We start from the raw sequence: 26,589 nt of genomic DNA on the forward strand, positions 1-26,589 counted from the left end.
AATCTTCTTTTTTTTTTTCATTTGGGGGGGGGGGGGGGGTGTTGCCGTCCGCCCCCCCCCCCCGCGCCGAGCCATGATGTCGCTGGACTCAGCGCCAGCGATCCACCGCGCCGGAAGCGATCACGCTGTCGACCGCCTCGGCGAGCCGGGCGCATGCCGCCCCCCGCAATGCGCCGGGGTCGGCGCCGAGCAAGGCGCGCAGCAGCGCCGGTGCCAGCACCCGGTCGACCAGCGCGGCCGCCGGCACGGCCGCAGCGGCGCCATCCGGCGCGCCCGCCGCGCTGACGGTCGCTACGGCCGCTGCGGCCGCCCCGGGGGCGGCGCCGGCCGTGGCCGCGCTGATCGCCAGCGCGATGTGCTGCGCGCCTACCCGGTCGAGCATCGCCACGGCGTCCAGGTCGTCGGCCTGCAGGCGCGGCCCTTCGGCGACGATCAGGCGTAGTAGCGCCACGGCGTCCGGCTGCAGCAGCCGGCTCACCACGGTCTCGGCCGCGTGCAGCATGCGCGCGCGCAGCGGCGCGCCGGCGCTCGCCACAGGGTCGGGGTCTTCCAGCAGCTGTCCCAGCTTGTACGCGATCACCGCCTTCAGCAGCGCCGTCTTGTTGGCGTAGCGCGCATAGATGCTGGCCTTGCCGGCGCGCGCATCCTGGGCGACCTGGTCGCAACTGGTGCCTTCGTAGCCGGATGCCAGGAACAGGCGCGTGGCGGCGTCGAGCAGGCGCTCTTCCACATCGCCCTTGCGCGACACGGGCGGCCGCCCGCCGGCCCCGCGCCGGATCGGCTCTGCTGCGTTCATAGATCTCCTTCCAAATTCCTGCGTAAAAATTGCCAAACACGAATTGCCAAACATGCTAGACTGAACCGTTCAGTTCAGTTTTATGCCGTCATCGTCCCCGAATTTTACGCGGGTCCCACCCTAGAGAGGAACTACCATGTCCGACGCAGTCCATCCCTTCCATCTATCGATCCCCCAAGCCGAACTCGACGACTTGCGGATGCGCCTGGCGCACACGCGCTGGCCGGACGCGGAAACCGTCGGCGATACCAGCCAGGGCCCGCAACTGGCGAAACTGCAGGCGCTGGCCGCGCGCTGGCAGGACGGCTACGACTGGCGCCGCTGCGAGCGCCTGCTGAACGATGCCGGCCAGTACCGCACCGAGATCGACGGCCTGGACATCCATTTCCTGCACGTGCGCTCGCCCGAGCCCGGGGCGATCCCGCTGCTGCTGACCCACGGGTGGCCCGGTTCGGTGCTGGAGTTCCGCAAGGTGATCGGTCCACTGACCGACCCGGTCGCGCATGGCGGCGATGCGCGCGACGCCTTCCACGTCGTGATCCCCTCGCTGCCCGGGTTCGGTTTTTCCGGCAAACCGACCGCCACCGGCTGGCACATCGGGCGCATCGCCGCGGCATGGACCACGCTGATGACGCGCCTGGGTTACCCGCGCTGGGCCGCGCAGGGCGGCGACTGGGGCGCGGCGGTTACCGCCACCCTCGGCTACATGGCGCCGCCGGCGCTCATCGGCATCCACCTGAACATGGTGATGTTCCACCCGACCGACGAGGAACGCGCCGCCGCCAGCCCGGAAGAGCAAGCCATGCTCGACGCCGCCCGCCGCTACGACGATGCATTCTCGGGCTACTTCAAGGTCCAGGCCACGCGTCCGCAATCGGTCGGCTTCGCGCTGGCCGATTCGCCGGTCGGCCTGGCGGCATGGATCTACGCCCTGTTCCAGGACGTGTCGGACAGCGGCGCCGATGCCGAAAGCGTGTTCGAGCTCGACGATCTGATCGACGACATCATGCTGTATTGGCTGAGCAACGCTGGCGCCAGCTCGGCGCGCCTTTACTGGGAAGCGATGCGGGCGATGCGCGAGGGCGGCATGCCGTCGGCGCCGATGCAGACGCCCGCCGCGATCAGCATGTTTCCGGGCGAGCAGCTCAGGCTGTCGAAGCGCTGGGCCGAGCGCCGCTTCGCGCGGCTCGTCCATTTCAATGAACTGGACAAAGGCGGCCACTTCGCGGCAATGGAGCAGCCGGCCGCGTTCACCGACGAAGTGCGCGCCGCCTTCCGCTTCGCGCGCGGCTGATCAGCCCTGGAGCGGCACCCAGCGCGACCCATCCTGGTGGCTGGCCAGCACCGCATCGATGAAACGCATCCCGCCCACGCCGTCCTCTACCGTGGGTAGCCAGGCGACTTCTGGCGGCACCGGCAGTCCGGCGTCGAGCGCATGGATCTGCGCCGCCGCATCGCGGTAGAGCTGGGCGAAGGCTTCCAGATAACCTTCCGGATGCCCGTTCGGGATGCGCGTCGCCGCTTCCGCCGCCGCTCCGCTTACGCGCCCGCGCGTGAGGCGCTGCGCGCAGCTGCCCTGCGGCGTCAGCCACAGTTCGTTCGGCTGTTCCTGGTCGAAGGCCAGGCTGGCTTCCGTGCCGAACACGCGCAGCTTCAGCGCATTCTCGCAGCCGGTCGCCATCTGGCTGGCCCACAGCGTGCCGCGCGCGCCGTTCGGGTAGCGCAGCATCACCTGCAGGTGGTCGTCCAGCGTGCGGTTCGGCGTAAAGGCATGCAGCTCGGCCAGTAGCTCGCTCGGCTGCAGGCCGCTGACGAAGCCGGCGATGTGCCAGGCGTGGGTGCCGATGTCGCCGGTACAGCCGGTCGGCCCGGCGCGGCGCGGGTCGTTGTGCCAGTTGGCGGCCTGGAAGGCGGGGTCCTGCTTGTCGAGCTCGGCCATCCAGTCCTGCGCGTACTCGACGTGCACCATGCGCACCTCGCCGACGGCGCCGGACGCCACCAGCTCGCGCGCATGGCGCACCATCGGGTAGCCGGTATAGGTGTGGGTGAGGGCGAACACGCGCTTGCGTGCGCGCGCCAGCGCGGCCAGCGCCAGGCCTTCGTCCAGCGCTATGCCCAGCGGCTTGTCGCAGATGACGTGGATACCGGCTTCCAGGAAGGCCGTGGCCACCGGCGCGTGCAGGTGGTTCGGAGTGACGATGGCGACAACGTCGATGCCGTCCTCGCGCGCGGCTTCGGCCCGCGCCATCTCGCGGTAGTCGGCATAGCAGCGCGCCGGGTCGAGCCGGATCGCGGCGCCGGACTGGCGCGAACGCGCCGCATCGCCGGACAGGGCGCCGGCCACCACTTCATAACAGTCGTCGAGGCGCGCCGCGATCCGGTGCACGGCGCCGATGAAGGCGCCCTGGCCGCCGCCGACCATGCCCAGGCGCAGCCTGCGTGGCATCGTGTTCGTCATGGCGCGATCCCCATCAAGGTGCGCAACTGGGTGCGGTCGGCGCCGCTGCCGGCGAAGTCGTCGAAGGCACGTTCGGCCACGCGGATGATGTGGCGGCGGATGAAATCCGCGCCTTCGCGCGCGCCGTCTTCCGGGTGCTTGAGACAGCACTCCCATTCGAGCACCGCCCAGCCGGCATAGTCGTACTGGGCCATTTTGGAGAAGATCGCCTTGAAGTCGATCTGGCCGTCGCCCAGCGAGCGGAAACGCCCGGCGCGGTCGACCCAGTTGCCGTAGCCGCCGTACACGCCCTGGCGGCCATCCGGGCGGAACTCGGCATCCTTCACGTGGAAAGCCTTGATGCGCGTGTGGTAGATGTCGATGAAGGCGAGGTAATCCAGCTGCTGCAGCATGAAGTGGCTCGGATCGTACAGGATGCTGGCGCGCGGGTGGTTGCCGACCGCCTCCAAAAAGCGCTCGAAGGTGACGCCGTCGTGCAGGTCCTCGCCCGGATGCAGTTCGTAGCACAGGTCGACGCCCGCATCCTCGAAGGTATCGAGGATCGGCCGCCAGCGCCGTGCCAGTTCGCCGAAGGCTTCCTCGACCAGGCCGGCCGGGCGCTGCGGCCACGGGTACAGGTATGGCCAGGCCAGGGCGCCGGAAAAGCTGGCGTGGGCGTTCAGGCCGAGGCGGCGCGAGGCGCGCGCCGCCAGCTTGAGCTGGCCGGTAGCCCAGGCCTGGCGCGCCTGCGGATTGGCGCGCACCTGCGCCGGCGCGAAGCCGTCGAACAGCGCGTCGTAGGCCGGGTGCACCGCCACCAGCTGGCCCTGCAGGTGGGTCGACAGTTCGGAGAGGGCGATGCCGTGGCTGGCCAGCATGCCCTTGATGTCGTCGCAGTAGGTCTGGCTGTCGGCGGCCAGTTCGAGGTCGAACAGGCGCTTGTCGGTCGGCAGCTGGATCCCCTCGTAGCCGAGGCCGGCGGCCCAGCCGGCCAGGTTGTCGAGGGTGTCGAAGGGCGCTTCCGCGCCCATGAACTGGGCCAGGAAGATCGCCGGCCCCTTGATGGTCTTCATGCGGTTCCTTTTATCGTTTTTATATCAGTACGGCGACTCGGGGAAGTAGAACTGGCGGGCGTTGTCGCGCGTGATCAGCACCGACGGAATGATGGTGCGCGCCGGCAGCGCCTCGCCCTTGAGGCGAGCGTTGGCGGTCATCTTGATGGCGTCGTAGATGAACTTGGGCGAGTAGGACACGTCGGCTTGCACCAGCTTGTCGCCGTCCATCACCTTCTTCACCGCGAACTTGGCGCCGGCGCCGCCGAACACTTCCTTGACGTCGGTGCGCCTGGCCTGCTCGATCGCCTTCAGCACGCCGATCGCCATGTCGTCGTCGGCCGCCCACACGGCGTCGATGGCCTTGAAGCGGGTCAGGTAATCCTGGGTGACCTTGAAGGCGTCGTCGCGGTTCCAGTTGCCGTATTTGGCGTCGAGCACCTTGATGCCCGGGTACTTCTTGATCTCGGCATTGAAGGCGTTGACGCGCTCGTTGTCGATGGTGCTCGGCATGCCGCGCAGGACCACGATGTTGCCCTTGCCGTTCAGGCGCTTGGCCAGGTACTCGGCCGGCAGGCGGCCGAAGGCGGCGTTGTCGCCGGCCACGTAGGCGTTCTGCGCGGCGGGGTTGGTCAGCCCGCGGTCGACCACGGTCACGTAAACGCCCTTGTTCTTGACCTGGGACACCGGCTGGGTGAGCGAGCTCGATTCCAGCGGCAGGATCACCAGCGCGTTCATCTTGTTCACCACCAGCAGGTCCTGCACCTGATTGGCCTGTTCGGGCGTGCTGGCCGCCGTCTTGACGATGACCTTGAGGCCGGGATTGGCCGCTTCCAGTTCCTTCTTTGCCTGGTTGGCCCACCAGACGATGCCGCCGGTGAAGCCGTGGGTGGCGGTGGGGATGGCGACGCCAAGGGTGACGTTGGCCGGTGCCGCGGCGTGGCTGGTGGAGAGACCGGCCGCCAGCGCGCAGGCGAGGGCGATCCGGGTGAGTGGGGTGTGCGAGAAGCGCATACGGTTTCCTTGTAACGGTTTTGAGAGCTTTCTTGTCAGCGGCGGCCGCGCTGCAGGTAAGCCACGGCAATGATCACCACGCCCTGCACCGCGGGATTCAGGTGCACGCTGATGATGCTGGTGAGGTTGAGGATGTTGCCGATCACGGACAGCAGGATCGCGCCGACCACGGTGCCCATGACGCGGCCGGAACCGCCGCGCAGCGAGGTCCCGCCGACCACGACGGCGGCGATGGCTTCGAGTTCCCACAGGATGCCGGTGGTCGGCGTGGCCGAACCCAGGCGCGGCACGTAGAGGATGGTGGCGATCGCCACGCACACGCCCAGCAGCAGGTAAGTGAGCACCTTGGCGCGGTCGACCCGGATCGCGGCGTAGCGCGCCACCTGTTCGTTGGAGCCGATCGCCTGCACGTGCTGGCCGTAGGCGGTGCGGTTCAGGATCACCGTCCCGCCGATCGCCACCAGCGCGAACACCCATACCGGAATCGGCACCCCGAGCACGCTCTGGTAGTACACCGGGCTGTAGGCTTCGGCCAGGTTGAAGTCGAGGGTGAGGGCGCCGCCGTCGGACAGCCAGGTCAGCACCGCGCGGAAGATGCCGAGCGAGCCGAGGGTGACGATGAAGGCTTCGATGCGCCCGCGCGTGATCAGGAGGCCGTGGGCGATGCCGAACACCGCCCCGCACACAAGTGCCAGCGCGATGCCGGCGCAGATGACGGTCGCCGGGCCGGGTGCGCCGGCGCCTGCCACCAGCGCGTTCATCGCCACGATCATGGCGCCGGCGATCAGCGCCGCCATCGAGCCGACCGACAGGTCGATGCCGCCGGAGACGATCACGAAGGTCATGCCGACCGCGATGATGCCGATGAAGGCGGTGCGGGTCAGCACGTTCATCAGGTTGTCGACCGTGGCGAAGTCCGGGTTCAAGAAGGCGCCGGCGATGCACAGCAGGACCAGCGCGATCAGCGGTCCGGCCGCTTTCAGGTGGCTGAGACCGGGGAAGGCGGCTGCGGCGGGTTTGCCCGGTTCGGTGGCCGGCTCAGTGCTTCGTGTGTTGGGTGTCGGTTGCATGGGCGATCAGGTTTTCTTCGGTGAGTTGGCCGGCTTCGAGCACGGCCTGCAGGCGGCCGCCGTGCAGCACCGCCACGCGGTGGGACAGGCCGATCAGTTCGATGAGTTCGGACGAGATGACGACGACGGCGCGTCCCTCGGCCGCCAGGCGGTGGATCAGCGCATAGATGTCGCGCTTGGCGCCGACGTCGACGCCGCGGGTCGGTTCGTCCAGCACGATCACGCCCGGGTCCGGGCGCAGGTACTTGGCCAGCGCCAGCTTCTGCTGGTTGCCGCCTGACAGCGAGCGCGCCGCGCAGCCGGGGTCGCGCAGGCGGATGCCGAAATCGTCGATGGCCTGGCGCAGCGCGCGCTCGCCGGCTTTCAAGTCCAGCCACGGCCGGGCGTCGCGCTCGAGCGTCATCATGGTGAGGTTGTCGCGCAGGCCGAGGTCCAGGTGCAGGCCCTTGCCCTTGCGGTCTTCGCTCAAATAGGTGAGGCCGTGCCGCATGGCGTCGCGCGGGCTGCGGATGTCCACCGGCTTGCCGTCGATCTCGATGCGGCCACCGGTGCGCGCACGCAAGCCGAGGATGGCTTCGAAGGCTTCGGTGCGGCCGGCGCCGACCAGGCCGGCAAAGCCGAGCACTTCGCCGGCGCGCACCTCGAAAGCGAGGTCACCGATCCAGCCCGGCACCTGCAGGCCCTCGACGCGCAGCCGCACAGGTGCGTCGGCTGCCACCGGCGTCTTCGGCTGGAACATGCTGGACAGCTCGCGCCCGACCATCAGGTTGGCCATCTGGTGGCGGTCGACGTCGGCGGTGGCGGCGCGCGCCACGAACTTCCCGTCGCGCATGACCACCACTTCGTCGGTGTGCGCTTCCATCTCGTCGAGCTTGTGCGATATATAGACGATGGTGACGCCCTGGCCCTTCAGGCGCGCCATCAGTTCGAACAGCTTGCGGGTTTCGCCGGGCGACAGGCTGGCGGTCGGCTCGTCCATGATCAGGACCCTGGCGTCGCGCGACAGCGCCTTGGCAATTTCGACAAGCTGCTTTTCGGCGACGATCAGCTCGGACACGCGGGTGTCCGGGTCGCGCTCGAGCCCGACCTGGGCCAGGCAGGCGGCCGCCTCGCGTGCCATGGCGCGGCGGTCGAGCAGGCCGCCACGCGTTCTTTCGTGGCCGAGGAAGATGTTCTGGGCGATCGTCAGGTGCTCGGCCAGGTTGAATTCCTGGTGGATCAGGGCGATGCCGAGCTGCTCGGCCTCGCGCGCATTGGCGAAGCGACGCTCGACGCCGTCGACCACCAGCTGGCCGCCGCTGGGGCGCTCGTAGCCGGCCAGGATCTTCATCAGGGTCGACTTGCCGGCGCCGTTCTCGCCGAGCAGGCCGACCACGCGGCCCGGCTCGAGGGCGAAGTCGACGCCGTGCAGGACGCGGACCGGGCCGAAGTCCTTGACGATGTGCTGGAAGCGGATGGGTAGGCTCATGGTGCTTTAATTAGGTAACACTTGAACCGTCGTCCCCGCGCAGGCGGGGACCCAAGTTTGCGGCATGGCGCCGCTGCTTCTCTGTGCGACGAACTTGGGTTCCCGCCTTCGCGGGAACGACGCAGTTTGGTGGTTCATGCAGTGCTGGCCGGTGTCACTGCGCCGGCAACTTCGCCAACACCCCCTGCAGCCCCTTCATCGACGCCGCCACCGTCTCCAGCTGCCCCATCCCGTTCGGATACTCCTCCTGCTCGATGATGATCCACTCGGTCCCGCCGACCGAGCGCACCGCCCGCGTCAGCCCGGCCCAGTCGGTCTTGTCCTGGCCGATGATCGGGGTGCCGCCGGTCGTGCCCTCCACGAACTTGGCCTTGTAGTGGGTGGTGATGGTGCGGCCCGGGTAGCGCTTGACGTAGGCCACCGGGTCCTTGCCGGCAAAGGTGGTCCAGCCGACGTCCTGCTGCATGATCGACGCCTTGGGCGTGTTCTTGGCGATCACGTCCCAGGGCGTGCTGCCGACCCTGCCTGCCAGTTCCTGGGCGTGGTTGTGGTAGCCGATGCGCATGCCCTTGGCGGCCAGCTTGCCGGACAGCGCGGTCAGTTCCTGGCTCATCTGCGCACTCTGTTCGGTGCTGGCGCCGCGCTGGTCCATCGAGATCACCAGGTTGGTGCAGCCGAGGGTCCGGTAAAAAGCGGTGGTGGCCTCGAAGCGCTCGGGTGTCAGGTCGTCGAAATGCATGTGGGCGCCGGCGCACTGGAGGCGGTTCCTGTCCAGGAAGGCTTTCAGGCCCGCCGGGTTGTCCTTGTAGGGACCGAACTCGCCGGCGAACTCCACGCCCTGGAAGCCGAGCTGGGCGATCCTGGTGAGCGTGCCTTCGAAATCCTGCTTGATCTCGTCCTTCACCGACCACAGTTGCAGGCCGATGCGTTGGGTCGGCTGGGCCGCCGCCGCATGCGCGGATAGTGCGCTCGCGCCGGCGCCGATCAGGATCGCCAGCAGGGTCTTGGTAAATGGTTTCATGTCGTCTCAGTATATGAATGTGGCTGATCGGCGTATCAGATCGTCCCGGCCTTCATCTGGTCGACCGCGTAGGCGCAGGCGCGCGCGGTCAGGGCCATGAAGGTCAGCGACGGGTTTTGCCAGGCACCGGACGCCATCGAGGCGCCGTCGGTGACGAACAGGTTGGGCACGTCGTGGGCCTGGTTCCAGCCGTTCAGGACCGAGGTCTTGGGGTCGCGGCCCATGCGCGCGGTGCCCATCTCGTGGATCGCCAGCCCCGGCGGGTACTCGGTCTCGGTCGCCATCTTGGTCTTGACGTCCTTCAGGCCCAGGTATTCGAGGATGTTGCCGGCGCTGTCGGCCATGTCCTTGCGCATCTTGCGGTCGTTGTCGCCGTGGGTGACGTCGACGTGCAGCAGCGGCATGCCCCACTTGTCCTTCCTGGTGGCATGCAGGCTGACGCTGTTCTCGTAGCGCGGCAGCATCTCGCCCTGGCCGCCGAGGCTGAAGTGCCATGGGCCGGGCTTCCTGATCATGGCCTTGTAGTCCTTGCCGAAGCCGGGTTTCCAGGCGGCCGATTGCCAGCCCTCGCGCGCCGCGCCGCCGGCCAGCGCATAGCCGCGCACGAAGTCCGGGTGCTTGTCGACCACGTTGCGGAAGCGCGGGATGTAGGTCCCGGTCGGCCTGCGGCCCTGGTAGTAATGGTCGTCGAAGCCCTCGACGCGGCCGTCGGCCCCGGCCGACCACAGGTGGTCAGTCAGGTAGTGCCCGAGCGCGCCCGAGGAATTGGCCAGGCCGTTGGGGAAGGCTTCGGACGTCGAGTTCAGCAGCACCGCGGTGGAACCCAGCGTCGAGGCGCACAGGATCACCACGCGCGCATGGTACTCGCGCGTCTCCATCGTGTCGGCGTCGATCACGCGCACCCCTAGGGCGCGGTTGGTCTTCGGGTCGTACAGCACGCTGTGCACGATGCTGTCGGTGGCGATGCGCAGGCGTCCGGTCTTCAGCGCCGCCGGCAGCGTCGAGCTCTGGGTCGAGAAGTAGGCGCCGAACGAGCAGCCGCGATGGCACTGGCTGCGCGCCTGGCACGGTGCCCGGCCTTGGGCCAGGTGCTGTTCGCCGGCGGTATTCAGGTTGGCGGTGCGGCCGATGATCATGCGCGCCGGCGCATACTTGGCGTCGAACTTCTGCTTCAGCGCCGCTTCCACGGCGTTGAATTCGAAGGGCTTCAGGAATTCGCCGTCGGGCAGCACGGCCAGGCCGTCGCGGTTGCCGCTGATGCCGACGTGGCGCTCGACGTGGCTGTACCAGGGCGCCAGGTCGGCGTAGCGGATCGGCCAGTCGACGCCGTGGCCGTCCTTCAGGTTGGCCTCGAAATCGAGGTCGCTCCAGCGGTAGGACTGGCGCGCCCACATCAGCGACTTGCCGCCCAGCTGGTTGCCGCGGATCCAGCTGAACGGGCGGCCGTCCGGTGTGGAGTAGGGCATGTCGCGGTCGTTGTTGAAGAACTGCTTGGTGTGCTCGTCGAAGGCATAGCACTGGCGCTGGATCGAAAACTGTTCTTCGGCGACCTTGGCATCGACCTTGCCGCGGTTCGGCATGGTCCACGGGTCGCGGTTCTCGCCGATGTAGTCGACGCCGTGTTCGACCGGGCGGCCGCGCTCGACCATCAGGGTCTTGAGGCCGCGCTCGGTGAGTTCCTTGGCGGCCCAGCCGCCGGTGATGCCGGAGCCGACGACGATGGCGTCGAAGCGCTCGGGGGTGCTTTTGATGTAGAACGATGCGGGGGCATTCATGTGCGTTCCTTCAGGTGGCCGAGGCTAGATGGCCCATGCATGGGTCGAGCGGGTGACCTTGACGTCGCCCTTGAAGCCGCCCGGGACGGGCAGGTAGGCCAGTTCCTGGGAAGCACCGGCTTCCGAGGTGTAGTAGGCAAAGGCGACATAGCCTTTCAGCTGGCGAAAAAAGCCCTGGTCGGCCGGCCCGAACGGCGCGCTGCCGGTGTCCAGCGCCTGCAGCAGCGCGACCTGGCGCGCCGCCGGCAGCGCGGTAAAGGCCTTGCCGCCATTGGCGCGGGCGGCGGCGTCGATACGCGCCAGCCCGGCCTTGTAGGCGGCCTGCGCCGGCGCTTCCGCACACACCGCCAGCAGGTGGTCGACCGTGCGGTGGGCGCCGACGTCGAGCGCACCGGGGGTGTCGGTGCGCGGGATGACCAGGTCGGCCAGCACGCCGGTAAGCTGCAGCTCGGCCTGGCTCAGGAACGCGGGGGTGCCGGCCTGTTTGCCGGCAGCGGGGGCGGCCGCCAGCGCATCGGCCAGCAGGCCCAGGTCGCCCAGGCCGGCCAGGCCGCACAGCGCGCCGATGCGCATCAGGGCGGTGCGGCGTGCGCGGTCGGGTTGCGCCGGACCGGGGCCGGCGCGATCTCGATTTTGTTGCATGCTTCTCTCTCCAAAGAAGACAACGGGAGCCGGCCGCGACGTCTAGCGCGCGCGTGCCAGCGACATCAGGTACTGTTTGGGCGTGATTCCCACCACGCTGCGGAACTGCTTGGTGAAATAGCTCTGGCCGCCGAAGCCGGTGTCCAGCGCCACCCGCGCGATGCTGCCGGCGGTCGGCAGCAGGCGGCAGGCTTCGTGCACCTTCAGGTGCAGGATGTACTGCTTGGGCGTCAGCGAAAAATGCTGCTTGAAGCGGCGCTCGAAGGTCGACAGCGACATGCACGACAGGCGCGCCAGGTGCTCGATCGCGATGTGCTCGGTCAGGTGCGCCTGCAGGTACTCGATGCAGGCCTTGAATTCGTGGAAGGGCGCGATGGTGTCCTGCGAGCGCCGCGCATCGCGCGAAAAGCCCTCGATGCCGACGATCTCGCCCTGGCAATTGCGCAGCGGCGCCTTGGTCGTGAACAGCCAGGTCAGCACGCCGTGGCCGCCGTCGATCACTTCCAGCTTGTTGTGAACCGTGACGCCGGTCTCGATCACCGCCAGGTCGTCGGCGCGGATGCGGTCGGCGATGTCGCGCCGGAAGAAGTCGTGGTCGGTGCGGCCGATGATGTCCTTGACGTCGGCCAGCGCGTGCTGTTCCTGCAGCAGGCGGTTGCCCCAGACGAACTGACCGTCGCGGTTCTTGGCGAAATAATAGGTGTCGGACAGGGTGTCGAACAGCGCGCTCGGGGTCGAGATGCCGTGCTCGGTGTAGAAGTCGGCGCAGGCCTGGTGCGCCGGCGCCGGCGTGGCGCGCAGCGGCGCATCTGCCCGCTGCGGCCGGACCGGACGCGGCGGCCGCGGGCGCTGCTGATCGCTGCGGCGTTCGTTGTCCGGGCCATGGGCGACGACCATGCCCCTGCCGATCACGATTGTGCTCACCATGTGTCTCCTGCTTATAAGTACAACTATTTATGTGGCGATATTAGCACCAGGAAAACATCCTAAGTGTTAAAAATTCGGAAAAATTTATAACGAAATCGGCAAGCTGGGCCTGGATGGTAGCGCTCACAAATCCTGCATGCTAGATTGCAATCGCTCACGCAGATGGGCCAGCCGACCATTCACCCCGACAAGGAGACACCGCCATGAACCGCTTCCGCCGCCGTTGCCACGCCACCCTGCTGGGCGCCGTCCTGGCCCTGCACCTGCCCCTGCACGCTGCCGAGCCGGGCTGGACCCAGCTTTTCAACGGCAAGGACCTGAGCGGCTGGCGCACCTGGATCAGCATGCAGCCGACGTCCGACAACATGAAGTCGCCGACCTCGGTGCGCGGCCTGGACCAGGACCCGCGCGGGGTGTTCTCGGTGGTCGACGGCATGCTGCGCGTGTCCGGCGAAGAGTGGGGCGCGGTGTCGACGGTGGGCGAATACGAGAACTTCCACCTCAAGTTCGAGTTCAAGTGGGGCACCAAGAAATGGTTCCCGCGCCTCGAGGCGCCGCGCGACAGCGGCCTGCTGTACTACGCGGTGGGTCCCGAGGGTGCCCAGAGCGGACACTGGATGCGCAGCCACGAATTCCAGCTGCAGGAAGGCGATTGCGCCGACTACCACAGCCTGGATGGGGTGACGGTCGATGCCCACGTGGGCGACGCCAACCAGGGCGACTGGAAGTTCTACCGCTACGACCCGGCGCTGCCGCTGCGCACCGGCCTGGCTTCACGCATCCTCAAGCGCGGCAACTACGAAAAGCCGTCGGGGGAGTGGAACACGATGGAAGTCATCGCCGACGGCAAGACCCTGATCCACGTCGTCAACGGCCATGAAGTGCTGCGGGTCGAGAATTCGCGCCAGCGCGTGGACGGCAAGGTGGTCCCGCTCGCGCGCGGCAAGTTCTCGATCCAGTCCGAGGGTGCGGAAGCCTACTATCGCAATATCCAGGTCAAGCCTTTGAGCGGGCCGGCGGCTGCGGAGAAGTTCTGAGCATGCACGGGAGCCGATGGCTTGCCGCGCCCGCGTGACAATCCGAGTATTTTTCGGCTGGCAATGGCTTCTATAATAAGCGGTCAACCGCCATCACCCAAGTCGCCGCATGCCGCCTCGCACCCTCGTTCTGCTCGCCTCGATCATGTGCACCGGCGCCATCGCCGATCCGCTCGACAATGCCATGCTGCAGGAAATGAAGCGCGAGCATATTCCCGGTGTGAGTGTCGTGGTGGTGCAGAACGGCAGGATCGTCAAGGAGAAAGGCTACGGCCTGGCCAACGTCGAACACGGCGTGCCGGTCACGCCGGAGACGAAATTCCAATCCGGCTCGATCGGCAAGATGTTCACGGCGGCGCTGGTCATGCTGCTGGTCGAGGACGGCAAGCTCAAGCTCGACGATCCCATCTCGCGGCACCTGGCCAACACGCCGGAGGCCTGGGACGGGATCACGATCCGCCACTTGCTGACCCATACCTCCGGCCTGGGCGATCCTTATGAAGTGCTGGACTTCCGCAAGGATTACTCTGACGAAGAACTGGTCGCACTGGAGGCCGGCATACCGGTGCTATTCGCGCCGGCCGAGCGCTGGGCCTACAGCAATATGGGCTATCACTTGCTGGGCTTCATCTGCAACAAGGCAGGCGGCGCCTTCTACGGCGACCAGCTGCGCGAGCGCATCTTCAAGCCGCTCGGCATGGGCACCCGCATCATCAGCGAAAGCGACATCGTGCCGCACCGTGCGGCAGGCTATGAATGGGTGAAGGGTCAGCTGAAAAACCAGTCGTGGGTCGCGCCCAAGCTCAATACCACGGCCGACGGCAGCCTGTATCTGACGGCGCACGACCTGGCGCTGTGGGACATGGCCCTGGACCGCAAGACGATCCTTACCGAACAGATCCGCACCGCCAGCTGGACCCCGGTCACCCTCAACGACGGCAGCACCGCCCCGTACGGCTACGGCTGGGATCTGTCGCCGGTCAACGGTCACCGCACCATATCGCATGGCGGCTCCTGGCAGGGGTTCAAGACGGCGATCGAGCGCTATGTCGACGATAAACTGACCGTCATCGTGCTGGCAAACAGCGCTGCGGCGCGCCCCGCCAAGCTGGCCAATCTGGTGGCCAGACATTACGTGCCCGCCCTCGAGATTCCACTCGCAAAAGCGATTCCTGACAGCGAGCCCGACGTTGCCGCCAAGCTGCGTGCGGTCGTCAGCCAGATGGCCAAAGGCAGCGTGCCGTCCGGCGTGCTCAGCGACAAGGCGGCGGCGGTCTTTTCGCCGCAACGGGTGCAGTCCCTGAGCCAGCAAATGGCAGACCTGGGCACATTGCGTGCGGTCGAGCTGCTCGAGCGCAAAGCCGATGGCGACCAGCGGGTCTACCGCTACCGCTTTATCTATCCCGACGAGCGGCTGCTGATCGGGGTCACGTTCGACAAGGCCGGCAGCATCGACAAGCTGTCGCTCCGGCCTGAGTAACTTCTGGAGTCGCCATGCCTCACCGTATCCGTTCCCTGCTGCTCGCCACCTTGCTGGCATGGGCGCCGTTCCACGCCGGCGCGGCGGGTTGTGCCAAGCCGGAATACCCGCGCGCGTCGCTGCGCAATATGGAAGAGGGCATCACCCTGCTGGGCTTCCTGATCCGTACCGACGGCAGCGTGGGCGATACGGTGGTCCTGAATGCCAGCGGCCACCCCGCGCTCGACATGTCAGCGAGGGATGCCTTGTCGAAGTGCGTGTTCAAACCCGCGCGCAGGAACGGCGAGCCGGTCGAGCAGTGGGTGCCGGTCGCTTATAAGTGGTGGATCGACGGCGACCAGGGCATGAACCGCGCCAAGCGCGACGCGTTGCAACTGGCCGAAGCGCGCGACGTGGGTGCGCTCTACCATCTGAGCCTGCTGTATGCGGCCACGGCGCGGACTGACGCCGACCGCGACGCCGCGCTGGCCGGGCTGCGCAGTGCCGCGGAGCAGGGACAGGCGCACGCGATGTTCGAGCTGGCCAGGCGTTACGACAAGGGCGACGGGATGCCGGTGGATGCCGGCGAAGCGCTGCGCTGGTACCGCCAGTCGGCCGACAAGGGCGACGTGCTCGCGATCCAGCACCTGAAGAACAGCGCGCACGCCCACTGAGCGAAGGCGCGCACGCATCGCTCAACAAGTTGCGCACGCGGGGCACCGCACGGATGCTAATGTAGCGCGCATGATCCGATTCCAACCCGTGCGCCGCCGCGCGCTCCAGCGTATCCTCACCGCCCTCGGCGCGACTGCCGCCGGCGCCCTGACCCTGCCGTCGATCGCGGCGCCGCTACAAGCGGGCTTCAACGTCCGCACCTACGGCGCCCGCGGCGACGGCGCCACCCTCGACACCGATGCCATCAACGCCGCCATCGCCGCCGCCAGCGCGGCAGGCGGCGGCACCGTGTGGTTCCCGGCCGGTCGCTACCTCAGCTTCTCGATCCGCCTGCGCAGCAACGTCGCGCTGTACCTGGATGCCGGCAGCGTCATCGTCGCCGCCGACCCGGCGCTCGACAAGGGCCGCTACGACGACGCCGAGCCGAATCCGTGGGACCCCTACCAGGACTTCGGCCACAGCCACTGGCACAACAGCCTGCTCTGGGGCGAGGGACTGGACAACGTCGCCATCCTGGGACCGGGCCGCATCTGGGGCCGCGGCCTGACCCGCTCCGGTCCCGGCGCCAACCGGTCCCTGAAGGCGGGCGACATGCCATCGTCCCTGAAAGGCGCCGATCCGATGGGCGAGCGCGCCAGGAAGGGAACGATGTTCGGTGCCGAGATGGCCGGCAAGGGAAATAAGGCGATCGCGCTGAAGAACTGCCGCAACGTGCAGCTGCGCGATTTCTCGATGCTCAAGTGCGGCCACTTCGCGGTACTGGCGACCGGCGTCGACAACCTGGTCATCGACAACCTGATGGTCGATACCGACCGCGACGGCTTCGACATCGATTGCTGCCGCAACGTGCGCATCGCGAACTGCGCGGTGAACACCCCGAACGACGATGCGATCTGCCTGAAAAGCTCGTACGCGCTGGGCAAGCCGCGCTTCACCGAGCACGTCACCATCACCGGCTGCCAGGTCTCCGGCTTCGACCTCGGCACGCTGCTCGACGGGACCTTCGGCAAGACCCAGCTGGAAGCGCCGGACAAGGAAGGCGTGTGCGGCCGCATCAAGCTCGGCACCGAATCGAACGGGGGCTTTCGCAACATCGCCATCGCCAACTGCGTGTTCGAGCATTGCCGCGGCCTGGCCATCGAAAGCGTGGACGGCGCCGTGATCGAAGACGTCACCGTCGACAACCTGGCGATGCGCGACCTCACCACCGCGCCGCTATTCATCCGCCTGGGCCGGCGCATGCGCGCGCCGGCGGGCACCCGGGTCGGCGCGATCCGCCGCGTCAACATCAGCAACGTGGTGGTGTCGCAGGCGAATGCGCCGTTTGCCTCGATCGTGGCCGGGCTGCCGGAGGCGCCGGTCGAGGACGTCCGCATCAGCAATCTGACCGTCGTGCATGGCGGCGGCGGCAGCGCGGCGGATGCCGTGCGCCAGGTGCCCGAGGAGGCCGACCACTATCCGGAGCCGAGCATGTTCGGCGTCACCCCGGCCTACGGCCTGTACGTGCGCCACGCGCGCAACCTCGAGGTGCACCACGCCGACCTGCGCAGCGCCGGGCAGGAAGGCCGGCCGCCGGTGCTGCTGGACGACGTCGACGGCGCCGGCTTCGACCACGTGCGCTTCGCGCGCGGGACGGCGGCCGCGACCTTCGTGCTGCGCGGGGTGCGCGGCCTCGCCATCCAGGATGCGCAAGGGCTGGCCGACCTGGCGCGTTCGGATCACGCGCGGGCCGCCTTCTGAACCACGGGCGCCGCGCACGACTGCAGGACACTGGCCGCCTCCGCGTTATCGCCTTACAGTAGCGATAACAAAAACACGGAGGAGACCCACCATGCCGAGCCGCAGCCCGACCCTGGCGCGCCATCCGGCGCTGGCCACCCTGTTACTCACCGCGCTGGCGATGCTGGCCTTCGCCGCCAACTCGCTGCTGTGCCGCATCGCGCTGCGCCAGGGCAGCATCGATCCGGCCAGCTTCGGCGCCATCCGCCTGGCCGCCGGCGCCGCGGCGCTGCTGCTGGTGATGCGCCTGCAATCGCGGCCACGCACCGAAAAGGCCGGCGACTGGCCGGCGGCGGCGATGCTGTTCCTGTACGTGGCCTGCTTTTCGTTTGCCTACCTGCGGCTGGCGGCCGGCAGCGGCGCGCTGATCCTGTTCGGGATGGTCCAGCTGACCATGTTCGCGGCCGGGCTGCGCGCCGGCGAACGCTTCACGGCGCGCGGCTGGCTCGGGCTGGCGCTGGCCGCCGGCGGGCTGGTGCTGTTGCTGCTGCCGGGCGTGGCCGCGCCCTCGCCGGCGGGAGCGGCGCTGATGGCGGTGGCGGGCGTGGCCTGGGGCGTGTATTCGCTGCGCGGGCGCCAATCAGGAGAAAAGCGTACGGATCCGCTGGCGGCGACCGCCGGCAATTTCGTGCGCGCGACGCCGCTTGGTATCGCATTGTGGTTGGCCTGGGCCGCGCGCGGCCACGTCGAGGCGCGCGGGGTGGCGCTGGCGCTGGCCTCGGGCGCGCTCACGTCGGGACTCGGTTACGTGGTGTGGTATGCGGCGCTGCCGCGCCTGAAGGCGCTGCAGGCCGCCTCGGTCCAGCTGTCGGTGCCGCTGATCGCGGCGCTCGGCGGGGTGCTGCTGCTGGACGAGGCATTCACGGCCAGGCTGGCGCTGGCCGCGCTGGCGATCCTGGGCGGGATCGCCCTGGTGCTGGGCGGGGGACGGCTTACTCGACCCAGCTGAAGCCGTCGCGCGCCAGCAGCGCGAACGACTCGGCCGGACCCCAGGAGCCGGCCGCATACGGATGCGGCTTCTCGGCAAGCGTCTGCCAGCCCTCGATGATCGGGTCGGCCCACTGCCACGCGGCTTCGAGCTCGTCGCGGCGCATGAAGTGGGTCAGGCGGCCGCGCACCACGTCGATCAGCAGGCGCTCGTAGGCTTCGGCGCGGCGCTGCGGCATGGCCGATTGCAGGTCGAGGTTCAGCGACACCTGCTGCGTCTCCATGCCGCTGCCCGGCTGCTTGGCCATCAGCTGCAGCTTGATCGCTTCTTCCGGCTGCAACTCGATGACCAGGCGGTTCGCGACCGCGCCGGCGTTCTGGTGGAACAGCGGGAACGGCGGATTGGCGAACTCGATCACGATCTTGGACGAGCGGCGCGCCATGCGCTTGCCGGTCCGCAGGTAGAACGGCACCTTCGACCAGCGCCAGGTATCGACGAAGGCGCGCAGGGCGACGAAGGTCTCGGTGCCGCTGTCGGCCGGCACGTTCTTCTCTTCGAGGTAGCCCGCCACTTCCTGGTTGCCGCTGACGCCGTGGATGTACTGGCCGCGTACGGTATCGCGCGCGATGTCGGCCAGCTTGAAGCGGCGCAGCGAACGCAGCACCTTCAGCTTTTCGTCGCGCACCGCGTCCGCGTTGAGCGAGGTCGGCGGTTCCATCGCGACGATGCACAGCAGCTGCAGCAGGTGGTTCTGCACCATGTCGCGCATGGCGCCGGCGCCGTCGTAGAAGCCGGCGCGGCTGCCGACGCCGACTTCCTCGGCCACCGTGATCTGCACGCTCGCGATGTTCGGCGCGCGCCACAGCGGTTCCAGGATCGAATTCCCGAAGCGCAGCACCATCAGGTTCTGCACGGTCTCCTTGCCGAGGTAGTGGTCGATGCGGTAGATCTGCGACTCGCTGAAGTAGCGGCCCACGTCTTCGTTGATCGCGATCGCGGACGCCAAGTCGGTGCCGAGCGGCTTTTCCAGCACCACGCGCGCGTTGTCGTCGACCAGGCCGCTGGCCGCCAGCTTGTCGCAGATGGTGGTGAACAGCGACGGCGCGGTCGACAGGTAGAACACGCGCTGGGCGCCCTTGCGCGAGGCTTGCTCGAGCGTGTCGAAGCGCTCGGCCGCCTGCACGTCCAGCTTGACGTACTCGAGCAGCTGCAGGAAGCCGTCCCAGGTCTTGTCGTTGAAGTTTTCCTGGGCGATGAAGGAACGCGAATGGTCTTCGATGTGCTTCAGGTAGGCGCCGCGGTCGATGTCCTGGCGGCCGGTGGACAGGATGCGGGTGTCGCCCGGCAGGTTGCCGTGCAGGTAAGCCATGTAGAGCGCGGGCAGCAGCTTGCGCATTGCCAGGTCGCCCATGCCACCGAAGATGATCATGTCGAGGGGCAGGCTGCTGTCTTGTTCTTTCGATTGCTCGGTGGAAGAGGTCATTTCTGTTTGGCCGAAAAGTTAAGGGTCAATGTGCTACGGTAGCAGAAGGATACTGCCTCGCGCCAGCTTTTGCTGGCGAAGGAAGGATTTCCATACCTCATTTGGGTGGGTCTACAAGCCCTCCAGGGCCAGGGTCCGCGCCTGCGCGCGCAAGAAGGCCAGGTGGGCAGCGCGCGTGGCCGGCCCGGCGTAGGGCAGCAGGGTCCAGGTTTCATGCGCGTCCATGCGCTGGCCCGGCGCCAGGCGGCGCCACGGTGCGTGCACTTCCATCTCGAGCAGGCCGGCAGCCGGGCGCGCCGGGTCGACGTCCTGGTACAGCTCGACCTGGCCCTGGTCGGGGTGGATGGCGGCACGCGGCTGCAGCGCGAACTGGACGATGAAGGCCTGGCCGCCGCGGAAAGCCGCCATCCAGCCGGCCGCGGGCTGGGCAAATAGCTTGCCGCGGCGCGCGCCGTCTCCTGCCGCCGGGACCGCGAGCGCCAGCACGCCGTTCGCCACCAGCGGGCGTGGCGGCGCCAGGCCGTCCGCGGCTTCGGTGCGCACGTCGGTCATGCCGGCCACCGGCACGTAGACCTGGGTGTCGCCCGGTACGCGCGTGTTGAACCAGAGGTCCCACGCCACTTCGCTGGCGCGCCGGTTGATGGCGCCGGCATCCAGGCGCAGGCTGTTCGGCCTGCCCGGCACCAGCGCGTAGCGCTTGACCAGCTGCAGGCCGCTCACCGGGCTGGCCGGGCTGGTGACGGCGACGGCGTCGCGGCCGGCCCCGTCGAGCGTGTAGCGCGCCAAACTCAGGTAGGGATCGGGCGGCCACACCGCCTTGGCGGCCTTGCGTGCCGGATTGACGTCCTGGTGCACCACCACTGCTGTTGCGGACCAGCCCAGACTTCGTGGCCATAGTAGGCGACGTTGCCGGTGTTCGCATCGACCGCCGCGGCGGGATCGCCGGCCGCTTCGTCGACGCGCAGGAAATTCGGCTGGCCGGCCAGCGCGAACGACAGCAGCCGTCCGCCGATGGCCTCGGTGACGCCGGCGCGCACGGTGCCGTTGTCGAGGGTGTGGACGGGCAGGCCGGCCATGGCCGGCGTGGACAGCGGCATGGCCATTAGAATCGCCAGCAGCGGCGTGGCACGGTCGGGTGTCGGCATCATCTCTCCAGGGCGCCGCTGCGGCGCGTGTTAGCATCGCCCGATGGACAGACGAAGCGATTACAAGACCGCGCTATTGATCGACGCGGTGATTCATGGCGACCCGGCGCAGGGTTTCGGCGGCCGGGCACGCGAACTGGCGGCGCTCGGCGTGCCGGTCGAGGTGGCACTGCGGGTGCTGACGCGGCCGGAAGCGCGGCGCTACAACCCCACGGTGCCCCTCTGCCAGACGGGTTAGGCCTTGGCGCGCGCGATGTATTGATCCACCACCGTCGGCAGCACCGCCATCGGCACGCCGCCGCAGGCCAGCAGCGCATCGTCGAAGGCCGCCAGGTCGAACTTCGCGCCCAGCGCCGTCCTGGCCCGTTCGCGGTTGCGCAGGATTTCGTTGTGGCCCATCTTGTAGCCGCAGGCCTGGCCCGGCGACACCGTGTAGCGGTCGATCTCGCTCGTGACCGAGGCCAGCGCGCGGCCGGTGTGGGCCGACAGGAAGTCGATCGCCTGGCGCCGTTCCCACTTCAGCGCATGCATGCCGGTATCGACCACCAGGCGGCAGGCGCGGAACTTCTGGGCCTGCAGGTAGCCGAGGCGGCTGAACGGGTCGTCAGCATACAGGCCGAATTCGTCGACCAGCTGTTCGGCGTACAGCGCCCAGCCTTCGACGAAGGCATTGAAGCCGATCAGCGAGGCGATCAGCGGCGTCTCGGCATGGTGCTCGGCCAGGTAGGCGCCCTGCAGCGCGTGGCCGGGCACCCCCTCGTGCGCGGTGAGCGAGCTGAGTTCGTGGCGCGGCCACATCGCGGTCGACTTCAGGTTGATGTAATAGATGGCCGGACGCTTGCCGTCGAGCGAAGCGAAATTCATGTAGCCGAGCGGGGCACCGTCCTGGATGTCGGGCGGCACCCTCTTGATCGCCAGCGGCGCCTTCAGGCCGAGGTGCGAGACGCGCGGCAGCAGCTTGCGGATCGCCGCCACCCGCTCGTTGCAGTAGGCGATCAGTTGGCTGCGGCCGCGCTCGTCGTCGGCGAACAGGCGCTGCGGGTCCTTCGACAGCGCCTCCATGCGCGCGCCCACCGAACCTTGCGTCAAGCCCTGGCCGCGCAGGATGGCGTCCATGCGCCCCTCCAGTTCGCGGTTCTGTTCCTGGCCGATGTCGTGTACCTGCTGCGGCGCATAGCTCGTGCTGGTGCCCAGCTTCAGCGCCCAGCGGTAGTAGGCTTCGCCGTCCGGCAGGCGGTGCACGCCGGCAACGTCGTCCGCCTTGCGGCCGGCCTGCTCCAGCGCCGCGATCTGGCGCTCCAGCGCCGGATAGATCGTGTCCGTGACCAGGCCTTGCGCGCGGCCGCCCCAGTCGCCGGCCAGTCCGAGCGCGCGCGTGCGCGTGGCGAGCGAGGTCACCAGCGTCTGTTCCTGCCCCGGCAGCGCGCGATAGGCCTTGAGCTGGTCCAGTGCCGTGCGGATGATGAAGGCCGGCGGGCGCACGTTCATCGCATCCTGCTCGGCGATGCGCCGCGTCTCCTGGTCGAGCAGGCGCCCCATTGCCTGCACCCGCGCCAGGTAGGCGTCGGCGTCGGCGCGCGTGGCGATGGCGTGCTGCGAGTTCAGGAATTCCGGGATGCGGGTGACGGCGCCGTCCTGCTGGGTGACGGGGAAGGGCGCGGTGCCGCCCTGCAGGCCGGCGGCCGCGCCGCCGAAGGGGAAGGCGGTGCCCTCGAGGCCGGCGCCGACCGCGTAGCGCACCGTGTCGTAGCGGATCTGGTCCTGCGGCGTGAGCCGGGCGCGGTCGATGCCGTCCAGGCGCGCCGCCATCGATTTCACCTGCGCCGTCCAGCGCGCATCTTCCTCGGCCGAGACCTGTTCCAGCCGCGACTTCAGCGCGGCGTGCTTGCCGCTGTCGAGGCCGAGGCTGGATGCCGTGGTCGGCGCCAGCATCAGGATCTCGTCGGCGAACGCATCCAGCAGCGCCTTGAAGCGCGGGTCGTCGGCGGCGTCCGGCGCCGGCTTGCGTTGCGCCGGACGGGCGGCCAGCGCCGCGCCCGGCATGGCTGCGGGCAGTGCGGCCGCGGCGGCGCCGCTCACGGCGAATTTCAGGAGGTCACGGCGGGTCGGGGTGCTAGCGGGCATGTGGTCCTTGGCAATTGGAATGTTTGTCTAACAAGAAACACCATAGCCGCTACGCTTGAGAACTGTCAACATGCCATGCGGGTGCGTGGCGCTGGATTTCAAGCGCGGCTTGGATTACAGTGGTCTCGACGGGCCCGGCCATGCACCGGCGCCCGCACCAAGGCTTTCCAAAAAGCAAGGAGGACGACACATGGACTTCATGTTGCACGCCAGTCTTCTCGCGCTCGGCTGCGCGACCTTTTTCGGCATTATCTTTTGCAGCCAGTGTCCGGACTGCGGCTGGCACGAGTGGGTCAGCGAACGGCTGGGCCGCGAGCGCGCCGAATAAGAGCACCTGGCAAAACCTCCATGGCGGCGTTGCATCGTCTCGCCGTACATTCGTACTGTCTTCGACGATGCGCCTTGCCCTGAAGGTTTTGTCAGGCGCTCTAAATTTGAGCGGCGCTTCAGACGCGGCGGCGGGGCAGCAGGCTGGCCAGCCAGTCCTCGGATGCGAGCGCGGTACGGTCCTGGTCGGAACGGCGCGCTTCCAGGCTGCGCGGGGTCGGGCCGTCGTCGGGCGCGCGCATCGGCGGAGCCTCGCTGAGGTCGATCAGGTCGTTGGTGATCGCGTACTGGATCAGTTCGCTGAGCGAGGCCAGGCCGAGGCGCTCCATCATCCGGCTCTTGTGGGTCGAGACCGTCTTCACGCTCAGCTGCAGCACCTGGGCGATGTGCGACACCGTGTGGCCATGCGCCAGGAAGCCGAAGACCTCGGCTTCGCGCGGCGACAGGCGCGCAAAGCTGTTGGTACGCAGGCCGGCGCACAGTTCTTCGGCCAGGCTCTCGCTGAGTTCGTTGCTGACATAGAGGCCGCCCTCGGCTACCTTCTGGATCGCGCGGATCAGGTCGGCGGTATCGTTGTTCTTCGACAGGTAACCCTTGGCGCCTGCGCGCAGCAGGGCCACCGGGTCATCGTTGCTGGCATCCGATGCCAGGGTCAGCAGTGGTAGATAGGGCAGCAGCTTGCGCAAGTCACGGATCAGCGCGATGCCGCCCTGCAGTTCGAGCCGCGGGTTGAGCACCAGTACGTCCGGCGCCACGCTGTCGAGCGCCGCCATCAGTTCGACGCGCGAGCGCGCCACCGCCACGACCTTGATATCGGCCCGTTCGTCCAGCACGCGTTGCAGCCCCTCGCACATCAGTTGGCGCGGGTCTGCGAGCACGACTTTGACTAATCCAGCCTGTTCCATGGGGCACGCTTTTGCCTGTAATACTTGGCATTATGCCACCATATGCACTATTGTTGCAGGCCAGCATGCAGTAAAGGTAGCCGCGCCCGCGTTTCAGCTGGCCTGGTGGCGGCGCAGGAAGGCCGAGAACGGTGCCACCGGACCGTCGAGCAGGGCCGGATTCAGGTCGAACATCGCCCAGTAATAGCGCTCGCGGCCGCGGCATTCCTGGGCCGGCGCCGTATGGTTGTACCAGCCATCGTCGAAGGCGTCCGAATACATGCCGTCGCCATCGCCGCCACTGAAATTCGGGATCACGCGCCGTTCGCGCAGTGCCTCCAGCAGGGCCGGCGGTGCGCCGCTGTCCTGCGCCATTTCGTAATGCGCGCGCATGCCCTGTTCGGTCTCGATCACCAGCAAATGCGGCCGCCCCTCGGCGTCGAACATCAGGAAGCCGGACGGGCTCTTGTATAAATAGTGTTCGACGATCTGGTAGGAGCGTGCGACCTGGTCGACCAGCGCCGCGATCGCCGGATCGCCGACGAAGCGGTATTCGTGCAGCGCGAGCAAGCCCTGCACCACGCGCGACTGCGCCACGAAATAGTCGCGCTGCAGGGCGATCAGGTCGGATTCCAGGCGGTCGAGCGCATCCGGGTCGCTCTTGCGGATGAAGCGGTCGATCAGGCCGCGGTTGAAGGCGGCGATCGCCACTTTCTCGTCGGCCACCCCGGTCAGCAGGATTTTCTTACACGGCAAATCCCTGACCGCTTCGCAGAATTCGATGCCGTTCATCTGCGGCATCGAGTAGTCGACAACCAGCGTCGACGGCGTCATGAAGCGGCGTGCCCGGCGCGCGATCTGGCACAGCTGGCCGACGTGCAGTGCCACGCTGAACGGTTGCGGCTCGTGGGTGTAGGTGTCGACGCAGGGCGACAGGAAGCTTTCCAGGTCCGAGCCGTCGCGGCTCTGCTCGCGCAGCCAGGCGAGGGCGGCGCTGGCATCGCTGAAGGTGATGCTGGGCAGCGCGTTGCCCAGCTGGAAGCGCAGGCTGTGCAGGAAACTGACGCTGTCATCGACCAGGACGGTCATGGTCGGGTGCTGATAGATAGGCAAAGACATGAAGGATTCGGTAGAAATGCTTGGGCGGTGATGTTCGACGGCGATCGATCAATGCGATCGGTCGGCGGAGATCGTTGGGGGAAATTCCAGCGCGAACACGGTCCAGGCCGATTCGCGCGAGCGGCAGCGGATCCGGCCCTGCCAGGCATGGACGATGTCCCGGCACAGGGACAGGCCGATACCGGCGCCGGAACTCGGCGGCCAGGAGTAAAATCGTTCAAAGATATGGGGCAACTGGCTCGCGGAAATACCGCAGCCGGAGTCCATGACCAGCAGGCGCGGCCGTGCACGGGTGCCGTCGATCACGATGCGGACCTTGCCGCGGCCGGCACGCTGCAGCGCCTTGAGCGCATTGCGCAGCAGGTTCAGCAGCACGACCACACACAGTTCGTGCTTGCCAGCAAACCAGAAATTGCCACGTATTACCACGCTGACGTTGTCGCGCTGCTCCTGGCCGGTGAACGGATAGCGCTCGACCACATGCGTGACCACGTCGGCCATCGACACGTATTCGGTGGCCGTCAGCTGCTGGTTCAGCGCCGCTGCCGATTGCAGGAACAGGTCGATCATCTGGTTCATGTGGCGCACTTCGAAGCCGATGCGCTCCATGGCACCGGCAACCGCAATGTCCTCAGGATCCAGTTGCACGGTGCCGGCAGCGCCGGCAGGGGGCTGCCCACGCGCCTTGAGCGAGCGTTCGATGCCGCGCACGTTGGCCGCCACGCTGATCAGCGGCGTTCGCAGCTCGTGCGAGACCATCGCCAGCGCCTGCGCCATGCCGGCCAGTTTTTCGCCCGCCAGCACGCGCCGCCCTACCCGGGTTACCGACACGATCGCGACCGTGAACAGATAGATCGGTGCCTGCTCCAGTACCACCGGGCTGGCCAGGAAGGCGGCTTCGCCGTGCAAGGCAAAGGCGACGGCGGCCAGCAGCGTGCCGCACAGCCAGCTCGCCAGCGCCCACCAGCCGTCGAACTGGAACAGCACGATCAATGCCACGAGTAGCGATTCGCCCCACACGGCCGAGCCGTGGTTCATCAGGAACATGTAGCTGAAGAAAAACGGCAGCACGTAGGTGACGCCGATGAATTCGTAGACCTGCATCGTGCGCGGCTGCGCCAGCCAGCGCAAGCGCTTCAGGAAGAGTGCCGGCACGCACAAGGCGACGCCGAACAGGCGCAGCGCCAGGCTCTCGTACTGTTGCGGAAAGAACACAGTCCATACCACGTAGTACATCGGCATACCGAGGCAGCCGATCCAGGCCAGGCATTGCAGGCGCCAGGCGAGCCGATCGCTTTCCTTTCCATTGCCGAGCAACCATTGCATGACGGATGCCCTCAGCCCGCGCAGGCGGGCATCGATCAAGAAAGTGCTATCGGATAAGACTTTTTTCACGGCTATGGTCGGAGATCGGCAGTCAAGTCGCA

General features: G+C 67.7%; 23 protein-coding genes and 1 pseudogene. 8 read left to right on the top strand and 16 right to left on the bottom strand.

Translation table 11 applies throughout. The features are described 5' to 3' along the window. Positions 1-88 precede the first annotated feature (88 nt). Positions 89-796 (bottom strand): TetR/AcrR family transcriptional regulator, encoded by a 708-nt coding sequence (locus U1H99_RS29290; protein WP_323145020.1) that lies wholly within the window; start codon positions 794-796, stop codon positions 89-91. Between the two features lie 136 nt (positions 797-932). Between U1H99_RS29290 and U1H99_RS29295 the strand changes: the two genes are divergently transcribed. Continuing rightward, the gene (locus U1H99_RS29295) at positions 933-2,090 is read left to right on the top strand and encodes an epoxide hydrolase family protein (protein ID WP_323145021.1); all 1,158 of its coding nucleotides are present in this window, start codon (positions 933-935) and stop codon (positions 2,088-2,090) included. On the opposite strand, the gene U1H99_RS29300 is transcribed toward U1H99_RS29295, so the two are convergent. From U1H99_RS29300 to U1H99_RS29340, 9 genes are all read right to left on the bottom strand, one after another. Further along, positions 2,091-3,254 carry a Gfo/Idh/MocA family protein gene (locus U1H99_RS29300; RefSeq protein ID WP_323145022.1) on the bottom strand — a complete coding sequence of 388 codons (1,164 nt, stop codon included), beginning with the start codon at positions 3,252-3,254 and terminating at the stop codon, positions 2,091-2,093. After that, the gene (locus U1H99_RS29305; protein WP_323145023.1) at positions 3,251-4,306 is read right to left on the bottom strand and encodes a sugar phosphate isomerase/epimerase family protein; all 1,056 of its coding nucleotides are present in this window, start codon (positions 4,304-4,306) and stop codon (positions 3,251-3,253) included. Before U1H99_RS29305 ends, U1H99_RS29300 begins: the two co-directional genes overlap by 4 nt. A 24-nt stretch (positions 4,307-4,330) precedes the next feature. Continuing rightward, positions 4,331-5,299 (bottom strand): substrate-binding domain-containing protein, encoded by a 969-nt coding sequence (locus tag U1H99_RS29310; RefSeq protein WP_323145024.1) that lies wholly within the window; start codon positions 5,297-5,299, stop codon positions 4,331-4,333. 35 nt (positions 5,300-5,334) lie between these two features. Beyond that, the gene (locus tag U1H99_RS29315) at positions 5,335-6,369 is read right to left on the bottom strand and encodes an ABC transporter permease (protein WP_323145025.1); all 1,035 of its coding nucleotides are present in this window, start codon (positions 6,367-6,369) and stop codon (positions 5,335-5,337) included. After that, the gene (locus tag U1H99_RS29320; protein ID WP_323145026.1) at positions 6,338-7,837 is read right to left on the bottom strand and encodes a sugar ABC transporter ATP-binding protein; all 1,500 of its coding nucleotides are present in this window, start codon (positions 7,835-7,837) and stop codon (positions 6,338-6,340) included. The genes U1H99_RS29315 and U1H99_RS29320 overlap by 32 nt, the downstream gene beginning before the upstream one ends. Before the next feature lie 154 nt (positions 7,838-7,991). Next, the gene (locus tag U1H99_RS29325) at positions 7,992-8,858 is read right to left on the bottom strand and encodes a sugar phosphate isomerase/epimerase family protein (protein ID WP_323145027.1); all 867 of its coding nucleotides are present in this window, start codon (positions 8,856-8,858) and stop codon (positions 7,992-7,994) included. A gap of 35 nt (positions 8,859-8,893) precedes the next feature. Continuing rightward, positions 8,894-10,633 carry a GMC oxidoreductase gene (locus U1H99_RS29330; RefSeq protein WP_323145028.1) on the bottom strand — a complete coding sequence of 580 codons (1,740 nt, stop codon included), beginning with the start codon at positions 10,631-10,633 and terminating at the stop codon, positions 8,894-8,896. Positions 10,634-10,657: 24 nt separating this feature from the next. Then, positions 10,658-11,275, bottom strand: a complete 618-nt coding sequence (locus tag U1H99_RS29335) for a gluconate 2-dehydrogenase subunit 3 family protein (protein WP_323145029.1) — start codon at positions 11,273-11,275, stop codon at positions 10,658-10,660. 42 nt (positions 11,276-11,317) lie between these two features. After that, complete coding sequence (locus tag U1H99_RS29340) at positions 11,318-12,202, bottom strand: AraC family transcriptional regulator (protein ID WP_323145030.1); 885 nt, start codon at positions 12,200-12,202, stop codon at positions 11,318-11,320. Between the two features lie 203 nt (positions 12,203-12,405). On the opposite strand from U1H99_RS29340, the gene U1H99_RS29345 reads away from it, so the two are divergent. The 5 genes from U1H99_RS29345 to U1H99_RS29365 all read left to right on the top strand — a co-directional run bounded on the left by U1H99_RS29345 (position 12,406) and on the right by U1H99_RS29365 (position 18,101). Further along, positions 12,406-13,239, top strand: a complete 834-nt coding sequence (locus U1H99_RS29345) for a 3-keto-disaccharide hydrolase (protein ID WP_323145031.1) — start codon at positions 12,406-12,408, stop codon at positions 13,237-13,239. Positions 13,240-13,348: 109 nt separating this feature from the next. Next, the gene (locus U1H99_RS29350; RefSeq protein ID WP_323145032.1) at positions 13,349-14,719 is read left to right on the top strand and encodes a serine hydrolase domain-containing protein; all 1,371 of its coding nucleotides are present in this window, start codon (positions 13,349-13,351) and stop codon (positions 14,717-14,719) included. A gap of 14 nt (positions 14,720-14,733) precedes the next feature. Further along, positions 14,734-15,372 (top strand): TonB family protein, encoded by a 639-nt coding sequence (locus tag U1H99_RS29355; protein WP_323145033.1) that lies wholly within the window; start codon positions 14,734-14,736, stop codon positions 15,370-15,372. A 70-nt stretch (positions 15,373-15,442) separates the two neighbouring features. Further along, entirely contained in the window at positions 15,443-17,113 is a 1,671-nt protein-coding gene (locus tag U1H99_RS29360; RefSeq protein ID WP_323145034.1) for a rhamnogalacturonidase, read from the top strand. Positions 17,114-17,204: 91 nt separating this feature from the next. After that, positions 17,205-18,101: a DMT family transporter gene (locus U1H99_RS29365; protein ID WP_323145035.1), complete on the top strand. Its 897-nt coding sequence runs from the start codon at positions 17,205-17,207 to the stop codon at positions 18,099-18,101. Here U1H99_RS29365 and zwf read toward each other — a convergent pair. Further along, entirely contained in the window at positions 18,085-19,563 is a 1,479-nt protein-coding gene (gene zwf / locus U1H99_RS29370; protein WP_323145036.1) for a glucose-6-phosphate dehydrogenase, read from the bottom strand. The two genes, U1H99_RS29365 and zwf, sit on opposite strands and share 17 nt — an antisense overlap. 111 nt (positions 19,564-19,674) lie before the next feature. Continuing rightward, positions 19,675-20,711, bottom strand: a pseudogene (locus U1H99_RS29375) (DUF4380 domain-containing protein). Positions 20,712-20,751: 40 nt separating this feature from the next. Here U1H99_RS29375 and U1H99_RS29385 point away from each other — a divergent pair. Next, positions 20,752-20,946, top strand: a complete 195-nt coding sequence (locus U1H99_RS29385; RefSeq protein WP_323145039.1) for a hypothetical protein — start codon at positions 20,752-20,754, stop codon at positions 20,944-20,946. Here the strand turns inward: U1H99_RS29385 and U1H99_RS29390 are convergent. Beyond that, positions 20,943-22,832, bottom strand: a complete 1,890-nt coding sequence (locus U1H99_RS29390; protein ID WP_323145040.1) for a DUF885 domain-containing protein — start codon at positions 22,830-22,832, stop codon at positions 20,943-20,945. The two genes, U1H99_RS29385 and U1H99_RS29390, sit on opposite strands and share 4 nt — an antisense overlap. A gap of 190 nt (positions 22,833-23,022) precedes the next feature. Between U1H99_RS29390 and U1H99_RS29395 the strand changes: the two genes are divergently transcribed. Continuing rightward, positions 23,023-23,160, top strand: a complete 138-nt coding sequence (locus tag U1H99_RS29395; protein WP_323145041.1) for a hypothetical protein — start codon at positions 23,023-23,025, stop codon at positions 23,158-23,160. Between the two features lie 118 nt (positions 23,161-23,278). Here U1H99_RS29395 and U1H99_RS29400 read toward each other — a convergent pair whose 3' ends face one another. From U1H99_RS29400 to U1H99_RS29410, 3 genes are all read right to left on the bottom strand, one after another. Beyond that, the gene (locus U1H99_RS29400; RefSeq protein WP_323145042.1) at positions 23,279-24,037 is read right to left on the bottom strand and encodes a LuxR C-terminal-related transcriptional regulator; all 759 of its coding nucleotides are present in this window, start codon (positions 24,035-24,037) and stop codon (positions 23,279-23,281) included. A gap of 120 nt (positions 24,038-24,157) precedes the next feature. Continuing rightward, positions 24,158-25,162 (bottom strand): response regulator, encoded by a 1,005-nt coding sequence (locus U1H99_RS29405; protein WP_323145043.1) that lies wholly within the window; start codon positions 25,160-25,162, stop codon positions 24,158-24,160. Positions 25,163-25,210: 48 nt separating this feature from the next. Then, the gene (locus tag U1H99_RS29410; RefSeq protein ID WP_323145044.1) at positions 25,211-26,488 is read right to left on the bottom strand and encodes a sensor histidine kinase; all 1,278 of its coding nucleotides are present in this window, start codon (positions 26,486-26,488) and stop codon (positions 25,211-25,213) included. Positions 26,489-26,589: the final 101 nt, after the last annotated feature.

The organism is Massilia phyllosphaerae, assembly GCF_034659755.1.
Taxonomy (GTDB): Bacteria; Pseudomonadota; Gammaproteobacteria; order Burkholderiales; family Burkholderiaceae_D; genus Telluria; species Telluria phyllosphaerae.